Below are 20,240 nucleotides of genomic sequence, written 5' to 3'. Positions count from 1 at the left end.
AGGAAGATGAAATTTATACGCTTAATATATGTTTTATCTATCTCTAAATCAAGGAGGTATGTAAAATGAAAGAAGAACTATTAAAAGTTTTACTTGATGGAAAGAATGAAGAAATAAATGAGATTATAGAAGATGTACATCCAGCAGACATATTAGATATAATACATGAAAATGAAAATGAAATTTATAATATATTAAATAGATTACCAGATTGGATGATAGCGCATATAATCGAAGAAGAAGATGATGAAGAGAAGTATGAAATCTTAAAAGTTTTTTCTGAAAATAAGCAAAGAAAAATTATTGAAGAAATGTCTTCAGATGAATTAACTGATCTTGTAGGTACTTTAGACGAGGAAGAATCTATGCATATATTTGAAAAGATGAATGCAGAGGATAGAAAGGACGTAAGTAAGCTTTTAACCTATGAAAAAGATACCGCTGGTGGTATCATGGCTACAGAATTTATCTCAATTAGAGAGAATAAAACTGTAAAGGACACATTAAAATATTTGCAGAAAGTAGCGCCAGAGGCTGAAAGTGCATATTATCTATATGTAACAGATAAAAATGAAATATTAAAAGGTGTTTTATCTTTAAGAGATTTAGTTAGTTCAGATTTTGAGACTAAAATATCAGATATAACAAACACTAATGTTATATCAGTAAAATATGATATTGACCAGGAAGAAGTAGCTAACAAGTTTGAAAAGTATGGATTTTTAACTATGCCAGTAATAGATGAAAAAAACAAGTTACTTGGAATAGTTACTGCAGATGATATTATTGAAATAATAAAAGAAGAATCTACAGAAGACATTCATCGTCTTGGTGGAGTTGATAGAGAAGAAAAAATAGATGGATCGCTAAAAAATTCGATAAATAGTAGATTACCATGGTTATTTGTAAATTTATTAACTGCAATACTTGCCGCAGCAGTAGTTGGGATGTTTGAAGGAACAATAAGTCAAGTAGTAACATTAGCTACATTTATGCCAATAGTTACAGGAATGGGTGGAAATGCAGGTACCCAATCTTTAACAATAGTAGTTCGTGGTATTGCTCTTGGAGAGTTAACAGGTGAAAATGCAAAACGAATATTTATTAAGGAATTATTTGTAGGTATATTTACAGGCATTGCTCTTGGAGCTGTTATAGCATTATTAGGTTATTTCTGGGAAAGAAATGTTGTTTTTGGCATTGTAATTGGAATTGCTATGATTCTTAACATGGCCTTTGCAACAATGTCTGGTTTTTTAATACCAGTTATTTTAAAAAAGTTAAAAATAGATCCAGCATTAGCTTCAGCAATTTTTGTTACAACAGTTACTGATGTTTTAGGATTTTTCTTCTTTTTAGGACTTGCAACAATATTTATTCAATATTTAATATAATAAGAAAAAGTTATGGAGATAAACTAAATACAATATGAAAAGTTTATTTCCATAATTTTTTTTTCAAATGTACAAATATATCTAAAATAGTGGTAGTATATAAGTTGAAGAAAACAATGGATAAGGAGTGAATATATATGAAAGCGTATGAACGTTTATTAAAATATGTTAAGGTACACACTACTTCTGATGAAAGCTCTGAAACAATTCCAACAACTAAAAGACAATTTGATTTAGCAAATATTTTAGTTGAAGAGATGAAGGAACTTGGAATAGAAGGCGTACGAGTTGACGACAAGTGTTATGTTTATGGATACATTCCTGCAACTAAAGGCTATGAAACAAAACCAAGTATAGGTTTAATAGCACATATGGATACAGCGCCAAGCGCAAGCGGAAAAGGTGTTAATCCACAAGTTATAGAAAATTATAATGGAGAAGATGTTTTACTAAAAGGAGATAATTCGGTATTATCTGTAGAAAAATTTCCAAATTTAAAAGAATTAAAAGGTAGAACTCTTATAACTACTGATGGAACTACTCTTTTAGGAGCTGACGATAAAGCAGGTATAGCTGAAATTCTTACAGTTTGCGAGATTATATTAACTGAAAATATACCTCACGGAAAAGTATGCATTGGATTTACTCCTGATGAAGAAGTAGGAAGGGGAGCAGATCATTTTGATGTAAAAGGATTTGGTGCTGATTTTGCATATACAATCGATGGTGGAATAGAAGGAGAAATTTCTTATGAGAACTTTAATGCTGCAAAAGCAATAGTTGAAATAGACGGTGTTCTCGTTCACCCAGGAAGTGCAAAAAATACAATGATTAACGCATTAAATGTTGCTTGTGAATTTAATTCAATGTTGCCACAAACTGAAAGACCTGAACATACAGAAAATTATGAAGGATTCTTTTATTTAGAGAGCTTAAACGGGGATACAGCCCATGCTACTATGAAGTTTTTAATTAGAGATCATAGCAGTGAAAAGTTTTTAGAGAAAAAAGATACTCTAATACACTTAGAAAAGATATTAAATGAGAAATATGGCGAAGACACTGTAAAAATAGATATAAAAGACCAATATAAAAACATGCTTGAACATATTAAACCTTGTTTGCATCTAATAGAAAATGCAACAGAAGCTATGAAGACTTTGGGTATTACTCCAGTTATTGAACCAATTAGAGGAGGTACTGATGGAGCAACTCTTAGCTATAATGGTTTGCCATGTCCTAACTTAGGAACAGGAGGGTTTGCATTTCACGGAAAATCAGAACACATTACTGTAGAGGGAATGGATCTTTGTACGAATTTAATTGTTGAAATTTTAAAAAGATATTCAAAATAAAAAAGTAGACTTATCATTTTTTTGGTAAGTCTACTTTTTTTAATATTCATAAGTAGTCCTAATGTATTATTCTTCTTGCTTTCCACACTTTTTCTAAATCAGATATTTTAACTACATTTCATGTTTGTGGTGCATGTATCTCGATATATATTTGATAATACTATTTAACAATAGTAAATATATTTCCTAAAAAGGGGGATTTTTGTCTTTAGCAAAAATCTTCCTTTATTTTAAAAAAATAAGTTAAAAGATAGTATATTTTACGCTTTTTAAAAAATATATTCTTTTGTAAAGAAGATAAAAAAGTAATAAAAATATACAAAAATTAATAATTGTAAATTTATATATAATTATGAAATAATTCAATATGTTGACATATATGTATTTAATGTGTAAGATTATAAATACATTAGGTAAAATATGGGTAATAGGGAAGAAATTTGAGGAGGGATTTTATATGAAAAATAAAAAATCAATTATTTGGAATTTAACAAGAGCATGTGCATGGAACTGTAAGTTTTGTTGTGTATCGGCAAAGTACGTAAAAGACTTTGAAAAAATTAACTTAGGAAGAGATGAAAATTATAGATTTCAAGGGGAACTAGATTTTAATAGTAAGGTAAGGATAATTGATCAACTAAAGGAAGGGGATTTTAGAATTGATTTTTCAGGTGGTGATCTTCTTATAGATCCGTTAAATCTGGATTTAATTATATATGCATCTGAAAAATTAGGAAAAGAAAATGTAGGAATAAGTATATCAGGAGCATTTGTAACAGAAGAGATAGTTGAAAGGTTAAGAGGCAAAATAAATGATGTAGAAATAACTTTAGATTATCTTCCATACTATCATTATAAAATGAGACCAGCCGGATATCACGAATATGCTGCAAAGGCAATGAAACTCTTTGAAAGTGCTGGATTTGTTGTAGGAGCTCAAACAGTTATTACAAAAGATAATATATCAAAGGAGAAACTAATGAATTTATATAGTTGGTTGGAAGAAAATAAGATTGATGAATGGAGTATTTTAAGATTTTTCTCTTCAGGAAGAGGAAAATATTTCAGTGAATTGAAACCTACACATGAAGAATATTGTCAAATGGTTGATTATATTAAGGAAATTACAGCAAAAGGTAATATAAAAGTTGATTTTCAATACTTGCTACCAAATCATGAAAAGTACACATTAGACTGTAGAGCCGTAAAAAGATCTATTGGTATTTTAACTGATGGTACAGTGGTAGGCTGTTTTTGGGCATTAGACGAAAATATGAAACCAGTAGATGATAGATATATTTTAGGAAAGCTTCCAGATATGAATATATATGATATCTTAGAAAATAAAAAATCAAAATATTGGTTAGAAAATGAAAATTCATGTGGATTTTTTACATACGAAGAATTAGAATGTATGGTTTAGATATTTTAATATGAATCATAATTTAAAGACAATTAGTTTTTGTGAAATTTATGCAATCTTAATCTTGGAAAGGTTAGAAAGGAGTAGTAATTTAATATCATGCAAAAATATAAAAAAGAATTTGTTATAAATACAGATCCTGATGTAAAAGAATTAATTTTTGGGGCACTTCCATCTGAGGGTAGGTATTTTACTAAAAAGTGTAAAGGTTTAGGCGAAGGTAAGTTTTGCGTTGAGGTTGAAGCCCCAAAAGGAGATTTATATTATCATTTCAAGATAGCGGGAGAAGAAGATAAAATTCTTTTAGATCCTAATAATATGCAAGATGGGGCAAAGAATTGGCATTCTATATGTAGGATTGGAACAACGAGTTTTAATCAAATCGAATTTGAATTAACCCCTTCTTATATCGCTGAAATAGAAGGTGGTTATATTGAGATTAAAATTGTATCACATCAAGAATGGATTCAAAATATTACACTTATTGTGGAAGATAAAAATGGCATATTAACCGAATATAAATGCGAAAATCATTATACAAATGGAGTGAAAAAATACTTTAGATGTGTTATAGAAAAAGAGAAAATAGAAGATGAAAAATTCTGCTTCAAAATATATAGTAAGGAAAATATATATTATTTTTGTGCAAATCAATTGCTAAATAAAAAGATAGAAAAATTATTTGATTGTAGTTTAGTTAGATTTAATTATGTTCCTATTAGTAATACTGGAGTAGTGTATCATATTTTTCCTGATTCTTTTGCAAGAAGTGGACAAACTACTATTGAGGGGAGAGAAATGCTTGATTGGGATAGCGAACCTCGTAAAAAAGCATTCTTTGGTGGTAATTTAAAAGGGATAATAGATAAGCTTGACTATATAAAGGAACTGGGGATTTCATACATATACATGACCCCAATATTTTATGCCAATAGTAATGATAGATACGATTGTATAGATTATATGAAAATAGATCCAATGCTTGGAGATGAAGAAAATTTTCATAAGCTAGTAACTGAGGCTCATAAAAGGAACATAAAAATTGTATTGGATATAGTATTAAACCATTGTGGTACAGAATTTTGGATGTTTGATGATTTGTTGCGTAATCAAGAAAAATCGAAATACAAAAATTATTATATAGTATATAAATATCCAGTAAAATTCAAGCCTAATAGACCCAATTATAGTTGTTGGTGGGATTATGGAGAAATGCCTCAGTTCAATCTTGATAATAAGGAAGTTAGGGATTATTTATTAGGATGTTGTAGATATTGGATAAAAAAATATTATATTGATGGTTGGAGGATAGATGTATCTTCTGAATTATCACATGATTTTTTAAGACTTTTTAGAAAAGAAATGAAAGCTCTAAATAAAGAGGTTGTGGTAATTGGAGAGAATTGGAAAGACTCTAGAACTTTTTTAGAAGGTGATCAGTTAGATGGTGTAACAAATTATTTAATCTGGTGGAAAGCTTTTGAACCTTTCTTTTCTGGCGGGAAGTTAAAAATTAGTGAACTTGCAGATAATTTAATGAGTTGCTATTTTATATATCCACATAATAGAAGTATTGAAAATTGGAATGTTCTTAGTAGTCATGATGTACCAAGGTTTTCAGGAAAGTTATTAAATGAGGAAGACATAACTAATGCTATTTTTTTACAAATGGTTATACCGGGGAATCCAGTTATTTATTATGGTGATGAAATAATGATAAAAGGGGATGATACCCCTAATAATAGAAGAACAATGAAATGGGATATTGTAAATAGAAACCCTGAAGTTTTACAGTGGTATAGAAAGTTAATTCAAATTAGGAATAAATGTGATGCAATTAAGTTTGGAACTTTTTATATAAGATTGGCTGATGATGAAAAAAAGGTATTAATTATTGAACGAGAATATAAAGATGAACATATTTATTGTATATCTAATTTATCTGATAAAGATATATGTGTAGATGTTGATAAAGTTTTAAAAGTGGAAAACTTTGTTGAATTATTAAGTGACAAGGAAGTTGGTAATCAAGCAAAAGTAAACAGAAAGTCATCTATTATTTTGAGAAAGGCAATTTAATATAAAATGGAGGAAAGTTTATTATGAGTTTTAATGAAAAAGTTATTATTCACATAGGAGCTGAAGTTGTCCCTTTTTCCAAAATAGGAGGATTAGGAGATGTAATAGGAAGTCTACCAATGTACTTCAGCAAAAAGACAAATTGGAAAAACGTTGTTATAACCCCATATTATTCGGGAATTAAAGAGAATTTACACAGCTATAAGGTATTTAATATTTGCTTTAATGCAGTGAGTTATGAAGCAGAGGTATTGTATGCTAAAAGAGATAATGTTATATATTATTTCGTAAAAATGGAGGAAGCTTATGCAATGCAAGATGGGTATTTAGATGGTAACAAACCATATCTAACAGATGTTGGATTGGAATATTTACTTTTTGGTAAATGTATAGCACATTTTATTAAGGATATAAATTTCAAGAATGTTGTTCTTATAACTCATGATTGGCATGCTTCTGGTATATATCCTTATATAAAGAATATTAGTGAAAATATCATTGATACCTTGCATATTATACACAATTACCAGCATCAAGGGCAGCTATATCCGGACATATTTAACTTCTTAGAAGATGATATTAGGATAATGGGAAATGAAATACTTAAGTATACTGAAACTATATCTATGAGTGCATTTGCAATATTTTATGCTAATCATATAATTACTGTTAGTAAGAATTACGCGAGTGAACTATTAGAAAAACGCGTTGCTCATCCTGGTTTGGATTACTTTGAAAAAGCTAAGAAGGAAGTAATAGGTATTATAAATGGGATAGATGAGGAAAAATGGAATCCATATAAAAGTAATAGTACGGTTATACCATATAATGCTAACTACATTGAAAATAAAGTAAAAAACAAAGAAAAGATTAAAGAAAAATATAATATTAAGACAGCCAACTCCAGACCATTATTGTTGATTCTTTGCAGACTTACCCAGCAAAAAGGATTGGATTTATTTATAAATATGGGGAATCGAAGAGTTTTTGATTATGTTAAACGTATGAAAAATTTAATTTCCTTAGGAGTAGATATTATAATATGTGGTGTGCCAGCAGGTGGTGTTGGTGGAAAAGTAAATAAGCAACTGTTAGAAATTGAAAGAGAAGTTGGATTAAATTTTCGCTATTTAAATAGATACTCAGATTCATTAGCTGAAGAATTACTAGCAGGAAGTGATATATTACTTCATCCGTCAAATTATGAACCATGTGGATTGACCCCAATGTACGCTATGAGATATGGAACTATTCCTATTGTTACTAAGGTTGGAGGATTGGTTGATATAGTGAAAGATATAAAACTTGATGATAAAAATGGAACTGGATTTGTTATGAAAGATGTGTCATACAATTCTCTTTATGAATCAGTGCAAGAAGCAAAATTGATGTTCAAGGATAAAGTTAAATGGAATAATATGATGAAGAGAGGTATGGTAAAAGACTTCTCATGGAGTAAGAGCATTGATGAATATGTGAAAGTAATAGAAGGTGAAGATAGAGATGGAACCACTAATAAGCATAATTATGCCTACTTATAACAGAGCTAAAATTATTAAGCGTGCCATTAACTCTGTATTAAATCAGACTTATGATAATTGGGAATTAATTATTATTGATGATTATGGAAATGACAATACTAAAGATTTGATAAAAGATATTTATAAAGATGAAAATAGAATAAAGTTTATATTAAACAAAAGAAAAAAAGGAATTGCTGGTGCAAGGAATACAGGAATAATGGAATCAAATGGGCAATATATAGCATTTCTTGATTCAGATGATGAATGGATATCTTCGCATTTGAAAGATTTATTGACATCTATGATGGAGGAAAAAATTCATTTAGGATTTGCACTATGGAAAGAAGGAAAAGAAGAGAATTTTATAGGTATTGATGAAAATAACTTTTACAAAGAGTTATTTAAAAAAAGCGTGAAAGAATTAGATTCAGTTGATAAAGAAAAATATACAATATATCAAAAAGACTTTTTTGAGTTTACTATGAAAACATATTTTTATTGTTATCATATTAATACCATGATAATTAAAAAAAGAATTTTAGATGAATTAGGTCTATTTAATGAAAATTTAGGTACAAGTGAGGATAATGAATTTTTGTTTAGAATTTTGAGCAAAACTGCTTTTATTTTATATAAAGATTATCATTATAAGTATTACCAAAGTGAAGATAGTGTATATGCATTTATTGACAGAGAGAAGATAACTAAGGATGAAATTTTAAGTAATAGTGTAACTATTGATAAATTAACAAAGTTAGGTTTAGATAAAATAGTAGTCAGAAAAATAAGTTTAAAACTTATTAAGGAGTTGCCGTTTATTAAAGATAAAAAGGAATGCCGTGACATAATAGAAGATGCTATATATAGTAAGCTATTGACGTTAGGATATATTAATTTAGAAGCAAATCGAAAAAATGCCATCAAGTTTTTAGGACAAGCATTTTGTCATAAGCCAAATTTAGTACCATTAAAGATGATATTTGAATGTATTTTTGATAGAAAGAATAAATTTAATTCTTTAAGTAAAGAGCAATTAAATCTATGGTAAAAGTCTAATTAAAATTGGAGGGATTACAATAAAATGTATCTACAAAAGGATTAATAGAAATATATGTTCATAAAGCATAATTAGCAACCATGATATGTATTTGATTATAATTGAAGCTAATACAATGATATTCTTTCATTTGTTTTGGTTAGAGTTTTAATTGTAAGATTGTGGTAATGGTTTTTTCGTTAAAAAACTTTGTAACCCTTGGTATATAAGAAAATAAAAAGGTATTGTAAGAACTCTATACTAAACGTTTAAATGGGGGAGAAAATTATGAAATTAGGAATAAGTGTTAATAAAGATGATTTAAGTGAACTTAAGAATATAAAAGGATATGATTTCTTAGAATTATCAGACTTTATTTTCCCAGCTAGTATATCAAAGGGAGAAGAAATTATAAAAGAAGCTTTAGAGTGCAAAATTACAGATTTATTAGGTATGGAAGGACCAATTCGTGATATAAAGCCAGAAGCAGGAGATGAAGATATAAAAGAAATAACTATTACTAGATTTAAAACTTTAATTGATTTAGCAAGTAGCTATAATATGACATACATATTGTTCTTTACTACGTTTGATAATTTAGTTAAATTTAATTCTTATTCAGATATGTGGTTAGAAAATAATAAGAAGTTTTGGAAAAAGTTAATAAGTTATGCTGAAGCTAGGAAAGTTATGTGTTTATATTGTAATGTATGGGATGATGAACCTTATTTATTAAAACAATTATTTGATTATATTAAGTCTGATTACTTTAAGTTTGCATTTGATATAGGACATGCTAATTATATATCGAAATATTCTTCATCAGTATGGATACAAGAATTAAAAGAACATATAAAATATGTAGCAATTCATGATAATAACGGAGAGAGGGATGATCATTTAGCTATTGGAAGGGGAAATATAAATATAAAAAAGATAGTAGAAGAAATTGAGGATAAATGCAAGGAAGTGACATATTGCATTCAATTATTTAATAAATCTGAGATTCAAGAATCTATTAATATGCTAAACGAGTATATTAGGAGATAATTTTAAATAGTAGCTAAGATTTCTATAACTTTTGATAGTAAAGAATTTTTGTTAGGAGAAGAGTTAAATGAAAGAAAAAGGAGTTTTATATAAAGTTTGCTTAACTAATTTACTACTTGGATTAGGATTATATAGTGCAATCGAAGTAGCATACTTACAATCAAAGAATATAAGTTTAGTATATATTTCAGCGCTAAATTTATCTATTCCTCTACTTACTGCTTGTTTAGAAATACCAACAGGAATAGTAGGCGATTGGTTAGGACGAAAAAAAGTGTTACATCTAACATATATATCATTTTCCATATCAACATGTATTTTATTGTTTGCAAACCATATAGCAATAATATTTTTGGCATATGTATTAGAAGCTTTAGGTTGGAGTTTTTACAGTGGAAATACAGAATCAATTATATATGAATTAAGTGAGAAAAAGAAGTTAGATACAAATAGATCACTTGGTAATTTTTATGCGAGCTTAAGCGTTGGATATTTGCTTTCTGGCATTATTGTAGGATTATTACCAGGAAGTTATTCTGAAGATATCTTTAAATATGCTTTAATTGCCACCCTTATCTTTAGAGTTGTATCTACGATAATAGTTTATACATTAAAAGGCATAAATTCAGAAGGTGATAGTAAGAAAACTCCAATTGAATTGTTTCGTAAAACACTTAAGGTGTTTTTTAAAGATAAAAAAAGTATATCTATATGTGTGTATGAAGCCATGGGAAGATTACAGTTCTATTTACCAGTTATATACCAACCGATTTTATTTATGAAAGGTATGTCTGTAAAACAGGTTGCTATTATATATTCCATTACTCAATTGGCTCAAAGTTTATCTCAAAAATTTTCACCTATGGTAGTTGAAAAGTTTAAAATTCCTAGGCTGATTAAATTTGGACCTATAATACAAGGACTGTTCCTTTTACTATTAGTTTCAAATAATTTTCTATTAATTCTTTTAGGGGTTGTTGTAAGTTATTGTGCCATACCATTAAAAGGACAATGTATAACTTTGCTTAAACATGAAGAAGTAGACAATGAAATAAGGTCTACATTCTTATCAGTTATTTCTTTAGCAACATTGATAATTAATTCTATATTCTTGTCAATATGCGGAAAAATAATATCCTATAATACAATCGCTGGTGTAACATGTTTAGCTATTACATTAATAATAATTAGTGGAATAGCTGTTAATAACATTATTGCTTCGTCAAAAGATAATTTAATTAAGATTGAAGAATAGAGTAATTTGTTTGAGAATATGAAAAATTGGAGATGAAAGTGTGGATAAAGTAATTTTTTTATTTTTAAGTCTTGTATCTGGTTGTGTTGAAATAGGTGGAGTTGTATATGGGATATCGATAGATTTACCTGTTTTGCAAGTTGCTGCATTAGGATTAGCTTATCAGATAGGAAATTTAGTGCCTAATCCGTTCAAATTAAATAAGAAAGTAACAGCTATTACAGCATTTTTAAGCATGGGATGTTTTGTTATCTATGAATTTGTAATTTCTAATTATTGGGTTTTGGTTTTGGGATATATATTTATTGCTATGACTATACAATCAGTACGTTCTTTACAAAAGGATAAGGTCAGTACTACAATTAAAAGAACTTTTAGAATATTAGGATTTGTTATTGCACCTTTTATTGGAGTAGAGCAAAATATAATTATATCAATAATATTGATATTTATTGTAGTATATTCTAAATACAAAATAAAAGAGTCTAAATTTATAAAACCGAGTTTTAAATTTATTAATGGGATTATGGTAATTCATCAGATGCATTATTTTGCTTATGTCTATTTTATATTGATCATAATTAGTAAACTTACTAGCAGTTTTGGTATTAAAGTAATTGGAATATTGGTTATGGCTGGCTGGATAACATATACCAGTGTTTCACATATAATTAAAGGGAAAAATTATAGGCAATATTTTATTGCAGGTCATTTTATTCTTTCAATTATTTTAATATGTTTAGCGAAGAATTATGATAATATGTTTGCAATTATTTTTTGGATAGCAACTGGCTTTGGTGGAGGTACTGTGTATTGCATTGGAGAGGTTAATAAAATTAATCAGGACTGTAGTAAGGGAGATATAGTGTTTTCTGAAAATATAGGGCATATTTTTGGAGTTATTGCAGGTATGTTAGTTTATTGGATTTTTAATGATTTGAGAGCTCCAATATATTTAAGTGCTTGTTGTGCAATTACAGCATTTATCTTAATGTTTATATATGGATTGTTGAAAAAGGATGTTGCAAAGAAAGAATTAGCTTAACTAATACTCAAGTTAATAGGAAAGGTCTAAAGTATTATGATTAATATAAAAAAAGTTGAAGTAAAACAAGTTAATACAAAATCAAAGTTACCTGATTCAGATTATGTAATAAATCCATATGTAGGTTGTCCTCATGGATGTATATATTGCTATGCTGAATTTATGAAACGATTTACTGGGCATGGTGATGAATGGGGGAGTTTTTTGGACATAAAATGTTGTGGTAAAAAAATAAATTTAAAACCCATGACTAATAAAACAATTTTATTAAGTTCTGTCACTGATGCTTATAATGTATATGAAGGTAAGTATAAAGTAACGCGTGGAATATTGGAGCAGTTAGTGGATGTTGATGCACGAGTTGAGATATTAACAAAATCAAGTTTAGTTTTAAGAGATATTGATCTTTTTAAGAAATTTAAGGATATACATATAGGGATATCTTTAAATACTTTAGATGATGAGTTTAGAAGGAAAATTGAACCGAGAGCATCATCAGTAGAACAGAGAGTAAAAGCTATTAAAAAATTGAAAGAAGAAAAAATAAAAACATACTTATTTATGTCACCAATGTTTCCAGAGATAACAAATTATAGTGAAATAATTGATTTCATTGGTGATGATGTTGATTATTATTGTTTTGAAAACTTAAACTTAAGAGGAAAGTACAAGAAAAGGGTACTGGATTTTATTGTTGAATATAAACCAGAATTAAAAGAGATTTATGATGATATATATATTAGCGGAAGAAACACTTATTGGAATTGTATTGAGGAAAATATTGTAAAGAAATGCAAGAAAGATAATTTAGCGTACAAGATTTATTTTTATCATGATAAAATAAAAAAGAAATAGATATAGTTCAATTATTGAAATCCCCCCTATTTTAGAAATAGAGGGGATTTTTTATATTATACTAAAGTGTTTTAAAGCATATTCAATACCGTCATCTTCAATATCTTTAGTAACAAAAGATACTAAATCAAATAATAATGGATTACTATTTCCCATTGCAATACTGTTTTTTACGTACTTGAGCATAGATAAATCATTTGTACTGTCTCCAATTGCATATGTATTTTCAAAAGGAATATTTAAATATTTAATTAGATACTCTATACCAGAAGCTTTTGAAAAGCCTAATGGAACTAATTCGTAAAAATTTTCTCCTCTATGGATAAATTCAAAGATATCTTTATATTTATCATAGAATTCTTCAAAATTACTATTATCATTTGTCCAGATTGTTAGCTTATCAAAATCAATTTGAGAAGAATCCCAAGTTGCTCCATTATATAATTGTTGTTCTCTATGATGAGCCTTTATTTTAAGTAATTCCTTAGAGATAATATTTTCATCTTCTTCATAGTAGATATCTTTTTCACCTTCAAGAATTGCATCAATTTTGCATTTTCTAAGATCTTTAACTACAGCTTTTGATATATTATTGCCTAGTTGCTTAGATAATAATATTGTATTTTTGTATTCTACATAAGTACCACAACCACATATAAACCCATCAAAACCAAGCTCTTTTATAAAAGAATCTATGCTTCTTATAGGTCTGCCAGTATTAATTATGGCTAAATGTCCATTTTTTTGAGCTTTTTTTATAGCTCTCTTAGTGCTGTCTGGAATTTTTAATGTATTTTCAGTAAGTATTGTTCCATCGATGTCAAAAAAAACTATTTTTGATTTCATTATGTTCTCCTTTAAACTTGTCCATCGTTAATCTATATATTTATTATATATTATTAAGAAAGTTTATTACAACTATAAGAGAGGTTATGATGCTTTGATTTTAAATTAAATTACATTATAATATAAATAGAGATAAAAACACAGTTCTGTTGGTAGTCAGAATCTATAATAAATTATAGCAGTAACCTGCCCTCCTGGGGTTGTCCGTTCTCAATTATTTTTATTAACAGGAGGATTTAATTATGTTATCAATAATTAAATTAACAGTTCTTTTTAGTGATCCTTTTTGGATTGGAATTTTTGAAGTAGAGGATGGAAATAGAATAAAAGTATGTAAAGTAACCTTTGGTACAGAGCCAAAAGATTATGAAGTATATGAATTTATTCTAAGCAATTTTAACTCATTAAATTTTAGTAATTCTATGTCAATGAATGATGAAAAAATTATTAAGAAAAGAGTGAATTTCAAAAGGCTTTTAAAAGAAACAAGAAAAGAGACTTTGCAAAAAGGAATAGGTACTAAAGCGCAGGAAGCTTTAAAACTACAATATGAAAAGAACAAGGAAGAACGTAAGAAAGAAACGAAGGATGAGAGAGAACTAAATAAGAAAAGAAAGTATTGTCTTAAGCAGAAGAAAAAGCTAGAAAAGCATAAAGGACATTAATTTCAATGAAAAAAGTGTTAATTCTACAAAAGAAGGACACTTTTTTTGTTAACTACTAAATAATTAATGAATATAATTTGATAAGATTTCTATAAATGTTATAATTATGTATAAGGGTATAGTTTTAAATAACGGAGGGATAACATGGCTAAAAAAATATTACTATTATTAGGTGATTATACAGAGGATTATGAAACAATGGTTCCGTATATTTTGCTTAAAACATTGGGTTACGAAGTTCATACAGTTTGTCCAGATAAAAAGGCTGGAGATTATGTAAAAACTGCAATTCATGATTTTGAAGGTGATCAAACTTATACAGAAAAGAGAGGCCATAATTTTGTTTTAAATAAGGATTTCACTGAGGTATGTTTAGGAGATTATGATGGATTATATATTTCAGGTGGAAGATCTCCTGAATACTTAAGGAATAATGAAGATGTCGTAAATATTGCTAAATATTTTTTAACTAATAGCAAACCAATAGCTGCAATTTGTCATGGTCCACAAATTTTAGTAGCAACTGGTATGTTAAGAGGAAGAAAACTTACGGCATATCCATCAGTAGCACCTGAAATCAGAGCATGTGGTGCAGAATATATTGAAGTTCAAGGGGATAATGCTGTGGTAGATGAAAATTTAGTTACTTCACCTTCATGGGCTGCACATACATCTATATTATCAGAATTTTTAATTTTACTTGGAGCAAAAATTAAATTATAGAAATTAAAACATCAAGGATATAATATAATAATTCCTTGATGTTTTGTTTTTCAAAGATAATATTATAAGAAAGTGTGATATGATATATTTTGAGGTGAATTAAATATGATTGATTTAACACTTTTAGGTTGTGGAGGAGGAATGCCAACACCAAATAGATATCTATCATCATTGCTAATAAATTATAAGGGAAGAAAAATATTAATAGATTGTGGAGAAGGTACTCAAGTATCAATGAAGATTGCTAATACTGGGTTTAAAGCTATAGATATCATTTGTATAACACACATTCATGGTGATCATATAATAGGATTACCAGGGCTACTCGGCACAATTGGGAATAGCGGTAGAACAGAACCTGTTATAATAATAGGACCACATGGAATTAAAGAAGCTGTAGAAGGGCTTATGACTATAGCTAAATATCTTCCATATGAAGTTCGGGTTATTGAATCACCTAAAGAGGATTTGAATTTTATTGATGAAGATATAAAGATATCTACTTTAGAATTAGATCATTCTTCTCCCTGTATTGGATATAGTTTTTACTTTAGTAGAAGTCCTAAATTTGATGTGGAAAAAGCTTTGGAAAATAATGTTCCAAAATATTTATGGAATAAACTGCAAAAATCTAATGAAGAAATAATTGAAAATGGAATTACTTATTCAAGGTCTTTAGTAATGGGAGAAGATAGGAAAGGTATAAAACTTAGCTTTATAACAGATACAAGACCAATTGAAACCATTTCTAAATTCATTGATAATAGTGATTTGTTAGTAAGCGAAGGAACATATGGGGATGACTTAGATGAGAAAAAAGCTATTAAAAACAAGCATATGACCTTTAGGGAAGCAGCAACTTTAGCTAAAAGTGCATCAGTTAAAACTATGGTGTTAACACATTTTGGAACAGCTATGGCTGAACCAAAAGATTTTTTAGATAATGCTACAGAGGTTTTCGAAAATACTATTATTGGAGAAGATAGAATGACATTTGAATTGAAATTTGAAGACTAGTGAAAACATATGAAAGGAAAGTAGTTAATTATGATTAAAGCATTAGAAGCTGCAAAGAAATTAAATTTATATTTAAAAATTGTAACAACAACATCATCTTTTGAGAACTATAATAGTTTTTTTAATATATATAGTGAAATGGAAGAACCATGTAGAAGGGTAGCAGTTCTAACTCCGTATAAAGATTTAGAAGAAGTAACAGAAGTTGATTTTAATAAACCAATTAAAAAATATGATCTTATAGATAATAATCTATGGATAGAAGAATATCCTTTAACAACTAATCCGAAAACAATTAATTTGGAGGATATTTTCATACCGGAAGAGGCATATAATCTTTTAAAGAATCACATATGACGTAAAAACTAGATAGTTTTATAAAAAGCTATCTAGTTTTTTATAGTTAATTAATTTGAAAAATGCAACTTGTATATGGGGCTAAGTCAATTAAAATGGAGTGTTTTTTATTATTTGCAGATATAGGCTCGCTAAAAATTTGTTTAGAGTTTACTATATTGTAGCCTCCATAAATATCTAATTCACTATTAATAATTTCTTTAGCACTACATTCGTGGTCTAAACCAAGTCTAAAATTTTTATAATGATTACTTGACATATTGAGAATAATTAGAAGCTTTTCTTTTTCACTATATCTCATATATGAGTATACACTCGCATCTTTATTATCAGCATCTATCCACTTAAAGCCAGCTTCATCATAATCTTTTTCATAAAGGGCGGAATGAGAAGAGTAGATTTTGCTTAACTCCTTAAAATATCTATTAAATGAGTCGTGAGATGGATATTTTAATAAAAACCAATCATTTTCTTTATTTTCATCCCACTCTCTAAATTGAGCGATTTCGTTGCTCATAAAGTTTAATTTCTTACCAGGATGGGTGAACATATAAGTAAACAATGTCTTGCATTGAGCAAATTTTTCCTCATAAGTACCCCAAAGCTTATCTATTATAGATTTTTTACCATGAACCACTTCATCATGAGATAAGGATAAAAGGTAATTTTCATAATAAAAATAACTCATTGAAAAATTAATTAAGTTATGGTTAAATTTTCTTTCCCAAGGTGGAGTAGCAAAGTAATTTAAGGTATCGTGCATCCAACCTAAGTCCCATTTATAATCAAAACCTAGCCCACCATAAGGTGTTGGAGCAGTAACTTTAATATAATTACTAGAATCTTCAGCTATAAGCATGACTTCAGGGTACATGCTATTTAAACCGTAATTCATTTTTCGCAAGAAATCAACACCACCGATATTTACACCTCTTTTTGGATCTCCTTGCCAATATATAGCGTTAGATATGGCATCCATTCTAAGTCCATCAATATGGTAAACATCTAGCCAAAAAGTAGCTGCACTCATCAAGAAACTTACGACAGTAGGGTTGTAGTAGTTAAAGTTACAGGAGCCCCATTCATTATCTGCCACATCGTCATATTCATATTCATAAAGTGCAGTACCATCAAATTTAGCTAATGAAAAATTATCGCGAACAAAGTGCACGGGAACGAAATCTAAAATGACTCCAATATTATTCTTATGACATTTATCAATAAAGAGCATTAATTCTTTAGTAGTTCCATATCTAGAAGTAGGGCTAAAATAACCTGAACTTTGGTAGCCCCAAGAGCCATCAAAAGGGTGTTCGTTTAGAGGCATAATTTCAATATGGGTAAAGTTATTTAATTTTAAATGACTAATTAATTCATCAGATATTTCAGTATAATTATAATATTCATCTTTATTTGGCTTTTTCCATGATCCCAGATGAAGCTCATAAATACTAATAGGATTATTATAATTTTTAGATCTAGCTTTCATCCACTCATCATCAGTAAATAAAGAATTATTTAAGTAAACTATATAGGAAGCTGTATTTGGTCGAAGTTCACTAAAAAAGCCGTAAGGATCGCACTTATCACAAATCATTCCTGTAGATTGAAAAATACGATATTTATACATCATTCCTTCTTTTGCTTCAGGAACAAATAATGTATAAGTGCCTTTTTCATCTAAATTGACCATTTCATAATTTTCGCCTGTCCATTTATTAAATTCTCCAATGACTTGGACACCTTTTGCTTTAGGCGCATAGACAGTAAATCTAACTCCTAATACACCTGACTCATGAGTTAGGTGAGCCCCAAAGTATTTGTAAGCGTGAAAACAGTTTCCAGAATAAAAACTATTAAGTAATTCATTTCTCATATATCATACCTCTCTTTCTTACCACCAATATATTATAAGGTGAATTTACAAAAAAAGTAAATGGTATAAATGTAAATTTTTTGAAACATAATTGATTTAAATAAAGTTAGTGCTTAGAGATTTTGCTCTTTTATAGGCACCTTTAGTTATTTCTTTTGGGAATCCTGCATAGTCTAGAAGTTTTATAGCATTTCTAGTTTTGGAAATGCCTTCTTTTAGTTTGTAATCAAAATTTAATCCAGTACTGATATTTACATCTTCACTAAAGAAATAAAAATCATATTCTCCATTTAGCAAATTAGATAATTCTCTATCGTGAGTAGCAACTATACATATGGCATTTTTCTTATTTATATAATTTAATATTTCAGCAGATGAAGCTATTCTTTCAATTGGATTAGTACCTCTAAATATTTCATCTATAGGACAGAAGACTGGAATATAATCATTTAGTGATTTAAGGATTCTTAATATAGATTCAGCTTCAGATATATAATAGCTTTTGTTATTGTTTATATCATCTTTTGGACTTATTGAAGAAATAATGTTAAAGAAACAAGCTTCGTAACTTTTTGCTAGTACGAAGTTAAAGGTTTGAGCTAATAAAATATTAACAGTTATCATTCTTAAAAAGGTAGATTTTCCAGACATATTTGTGCCTGTTAAAACTATGCCTTTATGGTCTATTGTAATAGAATTTGCAACAGGATTATCTAATAATGGATGAATTCCTTCAGTTATTTTTATTGTAGTTTTATCTATAAAGAGCGGAGTAGTACATTTATCTTTATTACTTTCTATATAGCTTGCAATAGATATTAAAGCATCTATTTCTCCAACTGCTGAATATAAAGAAAGAATTGTATCTCTTTTTTCAATAAATCTTCCACTTATTTTATAGTATGTAGTAGCTTCTAGTAAAAAAGGAACAGAGAGAAATTCCATTATTCCACCTAGTCCTGTTATAATATTAATGAATTTAATTGATCGGTTAATTGATTTTAGTTCATTTAAAAGTAAATTAATTCTTTTAGTTAAAGGAGATAAATTTAAATTATCTACTTTAGAAAGTTTTATAGAAGAGAGAAGTAGCTTACCTAGATATACTATTCCAGTTGCTTTTACAGTATCCTTTTCTTTTTCTTGAATACGAATATTGATGTTTATTAGTATGAAGATTAGAAAAATAAATTTAGGTTCCTTAAATATTATAGCAAGGATAGATAACAATAGGGGAAGAACTTGTCCTAGAAATTTATATAGAAGAAATTTTAATTTATTTACGGAAAGCAAGCCTTCAATCATTTCAATAAGATTATTATTAGAATCGAAACCCATATAAAATAAAATATATCTTAGATGTGCGCTTAAATCTGTATTTTCTCTAAATAACTTTATATACTTTTCTCTATCTTGTAGTTTGTTTTTGTCCATAAGAGGATTTCTTAGCATATGGTAAAGCATAGCCTCACCAGCAGTTGAACATGTCCTATCTAGTTTTGTAAAAATATCATCCATTAATAGATCATCCCAAGTTGTTTCGTCAATAGTATATTTGTTTTTTTTGGACAAATCGAAAAGTTTTCTGATTTTATTCATATTTCTTCTTTTTTCTTTAGGACGTGTAAAATCTGAGGACAGTATTCTTTTTACAGAATTCATAAAAATTCTCCTTTATATTAAGTTTTGTAGCTACGTAGATTTTTTCAGTTATATATAATGATGAATAATAGAAAAGAAG

The 20,240-nt window shown here is 28.2% G+C and carries 17 protein-coding genes; 14 read left to right on the top strand and 3 right to left on the bottom strand.

Annotated features, from left to right (window positions below; translation table 11 throughout):
• Window positions 1–65: 65 nt before the first annotated feature.
• The 10 genes from mgtE to H9661_RS13570 all read left to right on the top strand — a co-directional run bounded on the left by mgtE (window position 66) and on the right by H9661_RS13570 (window position 13,015).
• Window positions 66–1,394, top strand: a complete 1,329-nt coding sequence (gene mgtE / locus H9661_RS13615; protein ID WP_191769358.1) for a magnesium transporter — start codon at window positions 66–68, stop codon at window positions 1,392–1,394.
• A 137-nt stretch (window positions 1,395–1,531) separates the two neighbouring features.
• Window positions 1,532–2,749, top strand: a complete 1,218-nt coding sequence (pepT, locus tag H9661_RS13610; protein ID WP_143315358.1) for a peptidase T — start codon at window positions 1,532–1,534, stop codon at window positions 2,747–2,749.
• 457 nt (window positions 2,750–3,206) lie between these two features.
• Window positions 3,207–4,172 (top strand): radical SAM/SPASM domain-containing protein, encoded by a 966-nt coding sequence (locus H9661_RS13605; protein ID WP_185966727.1) that lies wholly within the window; start codon window positions 3,207–3,209, stop codon window positions 4,170–4,172.
• 99 nt (window positions 4,173–4,271) lie between these two features.
• Window positions 4,272–6,251: a glycoside hydrolase family 13 protein gene (locus H9661_RS13600; protein WP_185966726.1), complete on the top strand. Its 1,980-nt coding sequence runs from the start codon at window positions 4,272–4,274 to the stop codon at window positions 6,249–6,251.
• A gap of 23 nt (window positions 6,252–6,274) precedes the next feature.
• Window positions 6,275–7,792: a glycogen synthase gene (locus tag H9661_RS13595; RefSeq protein WP_191769356.1), complete on the top strand. Its 1,518-nt coding sequence runs from the start codon at window positions 6,275–6,277 to the stop codon at window positions 7,790–7,792.
• The gene (locus H9661_RS13590; RefSeq protein ID WP_207729684.1) at window positions 7,755–8,822 is read left to right on the top strand and encodes a glycosyltransferase family 2 protein; all 1,068 of its coding nucleotides are present in this window, start codon (window positions 7,755–7,757) and stop codon (window positions 8,820–8,822) included. Before H9661_RS13595 ends, H9661_RS13590 begins: the two co-directional genes overlap by 38 nt.
• A gap of 276 nt (window positions 8,823–9,098) precedes the next feature.
• Window positions 9,099–9,860 carry a sugar phosphate isomerase/epimerase family protein gene (locus H9661_RS13585; RefSeq protein WP_185966725.1) on the top strand — a complete coding sequence of 254 codons (762 nt, stop codon included), beginning with the start codon at window positions 9,099–9,101 and terminating at the stop codon, window positions 9,858–9,860.
• Window positions 9,861–9,927: 67 nt separating this feature from the next.
• Window positions 9,928–11,115: an MFS transporter gene (locus tag H9661_RS13580; protein WP_143315353.1), complete on the top strand. Its 1,188-nt coding sequence runs from the start codon at window positions 9,928–9,930 to the stop codon at window positions 11,113–11,115.
• A 40-nt stretch (window positions 11,116–11,155) separates the two neighbouring features.
• The gene (locus H9661_RS13575; RefSeq protein ID WP_191769354.1) at window positions 11,156–12,160 is read left to right on the top strand and encodes a hypothetical protein; all 1,005 of its coding nucleotides are present in this window, start codon (window positions 11,156–11,158) and stop codon (window positions 12,158–12,160) included.
• A 36-nt stretch (window positions 12,161–12,196) separates the two neighbouring features.
• Complete coding sequence (locus H9661_RS13570) at window positions 12,197–13,015, top strand: radical SAM protein (protein WP_191769352.1); 819 nt, start codon at window positions 12,197–12,199, stop codon at window positions 13,013–13,015.
• 51 nt (window positions 13,016–13,066) lie between these two features.
• Here H9661_RS13570 and H9661_RS13565 read toward each other — a convergent pair whose 3' ends face one another.
• On the bottom strand, window positions 13,067–13,861 hold the full coding sequence (locus H9661_RS13565) for an HAD family hydrolase (RefSeq protein WP_143315351.1): 795 nt from the start codon (window positions 13,859–13,861) through the stop codon (window positions 13,067–13,069).
• A 242-nt stretch (window positions 13,862–14,103) separates the two neighbouring features.
• On the opposite strand from H9661_RS13565, the gene H9661_RS13560 reads away from it, so the two are divergent.
• The 4 genes from H9661_RS13560 to H9661_RS13545 all read left to right on the top strand — a co-directional run bounded on the left by H9661_RS13560 (window position 14,104) and on the right by H9661_RS13545 (window position 16,623).
• Entirely contained in the window at window positions 14,104–14,526 is a 423-nt protein-coding gene (locus H9661_RS13560) for a YjdF family protein (protein WP_191769349.1), read from the top strand.
• A 144-nt stretch (window positions 14,527–14,670) separates the two neighbouring features.
• On the top strand, window positions 14,671–15,249 hold the full coding sequence (locus H9661_RS13555) for a DJ-1/PfpI family protein (protein WP_191769347.1): 579 nt from the start codon (window positions 14,671–14,673) through the stop codon (window positions 15,247–15,249).
• A 105-nt stretch (window positions 15,250–15,354) separates the two neighbouring features.
• Entirely contained in the window at window positions 15,355–16,266 is a 912-nt protein-coding gene (locus H9661_RS13550) for a ribonuclease Z (RefSeq protein WP_143315348.1), read from the top strand.
• Between the two features lie 30 nt (window positions 16,267–16,296).
• Window positions 16,297–16,623 carry a hypothetical protein gene (locus tag H9661_RS13545; RefSeq protein ID WP_143315347.1) on the top strand — a complete coding sequence of 109 codons (327 nt, stop codon included), beginning with the start codon at window positions 16,297–16,299 and terminating at the stop codon, window positions 16,621–16,623.
• A 46-nt stretch (window positions 16,624–16,669) separates the two neighbouring features.
• Here H9661_RS13545 and glgB read toward each other — a convergent pair whose 3' ends face one another.
• Both glgB and H9661_RS13535 read right to left on the bottom strand, forming a co-directional pair.
• Window positions 16,670–18,499 (bottom strand): 1,4-alpha-glucan branching protein GlgB, encoded by a 1,830-nt coding sequence (gene glgB / locus H9661_RS13540; protein ID WP_191769345.1) that lies wholly within the window; start codon window positions 18,497–18,499, stop codon window positions 16,670–16,672.
• A gap of 96 nt (window positions 18,500–18,595) precedes the next feature.
• On the bottom strand, window positions 18,596–20,161 hold the full coding sequence (locus tag H9661_RS13535) for a MutS-related protein (RefSeq protein WP_191769343.1): 1,566 nt from the start codon (window positions 20,159–20,161) through the stop codon (window positions 18,596–18,598).
• Window positions 20,162–20,240: the final 79 nt, after the last annotated feature.

The sequence above is a fragment of the Clostridium cibarium genome (assembly GCF_014836335.1).
Taxonomy (GTDB): Bacteria; Bacillota; Clostridia; order Clostridiales; family Clostridiaceae; genus Clostridium; species Clostridium cibarium.
The sequence above is the reverse complement of the archived record's forward strand: the minus strand, read 5'-3'. Positions and strand labels throughout refer to the sequence as shown.

Bases quoted from the DNA above. Each gene is read 5' to 3' on its own strand.
- mgtE (WP_191769358.1), top strand. From the start codon at position 66: ATGAAAGAAGAACTATTAAAAGTTTTACTTGATGGAAAGAATGAAGAA.
- pepT (WP_143315358.1), top strand. From the start codon at position 1,532: ATGAAAGCGTATGAACGTTTATTAAAATATGTTAAGGTACACACTACT.
- H9661_RS13605 (WP_185966727.1), top strand. From the start codon at position 3,207: ATGAAAAATAAAAAATCAATTATTTGGAATTTAACAAGAGCATGTGCA.
- H9661_RS13600 (WP_185966726.1), top strand. From the start codon at position 4,272: ATGCAAAAATATAAAAAAGAATTTGTTATAAATACAGATCCTGATGTA.
- H9661_RS13595 (WP_191769356.1), top strand. From the start codon at position 6,275: ATGAGTTTTAATGAAAAAGTTATTATTCACATAGGAGCTGAAGTTGTC.
- H9661_RS13590 (WP_207729684.1), top strand. From the start codon at position 7,755: ATGGAACCACTAATAAGCATAATTATGCCTACTTATAACAGAGCTAAA.
- H9661_RS13585 (WP_185966725.1), top strand. From the start codon at position 9,099: ATGAAATTAGGAATAAGTGTTAATAAAGATGATTTAAGTGAACTTAAG.
- H9661_RS13580 (WP_143315353.1), top strand. From the start codon at position 9,928: ATGAAAGAAAAAGGAGTTTTATATAAAGTTTGCTTAACTAATTTACTA.
- H9661_RS13570 (WP_191769352.1), top strand. From the start codon at position 12,197: ATGATTAATATAAAAAAAGTTGAAGTAAAACAAGTTAATACAAAATCA.
- H9661_RS13565 (WP_143315351.1), bottom strand. From the start codon at position 13,861: ATGAAATCAAAAATAGTTTTTTTTGACATCGATGGAACAATACTTACT.
- H9661_RS13560 (WP_191769349.1), top strand. From the start codon at position 14,104: ATGTTATCAATAATTAAATTAACAGTTCTTTTTAGTGATCCTTTTTGG.
- H9661_RS13555 (WP_191769347.1), top strand. From the start codon at position 14,671: ATGGCTAAAAAAATATTACTATTATTAGGTGATTATACAGAGGATTAT.
- H9661_RS13550 (WP_143315348.1), top strand. From the start codon at position 15,355: ATGATTGATTTAACACTTTTAGGTTGTGGAGGAGGAATGCCAACACCA.
- H9661_RS13545 (WP_143315347.1), top strand. From the start codon at position 16,297: ATGATTAAAGCATTAGAAGCTGCAAAGAAATTAAATTTATATTTAAAA.
- glgB (WP_191769345.1), bottom strand. From the start codon at position 18,499: ATGAGAAATGAATTACTTAATAGTTTTTATTCTGGAAACTGTTTTCAC.
- H9661_RS13535 (WP_191769343.1), bottom strand. From the start codon at position 20,161: ATGAATTCTGTAAAAAGAATACTGTCCTCAGATTTTACACGTCCTAAA.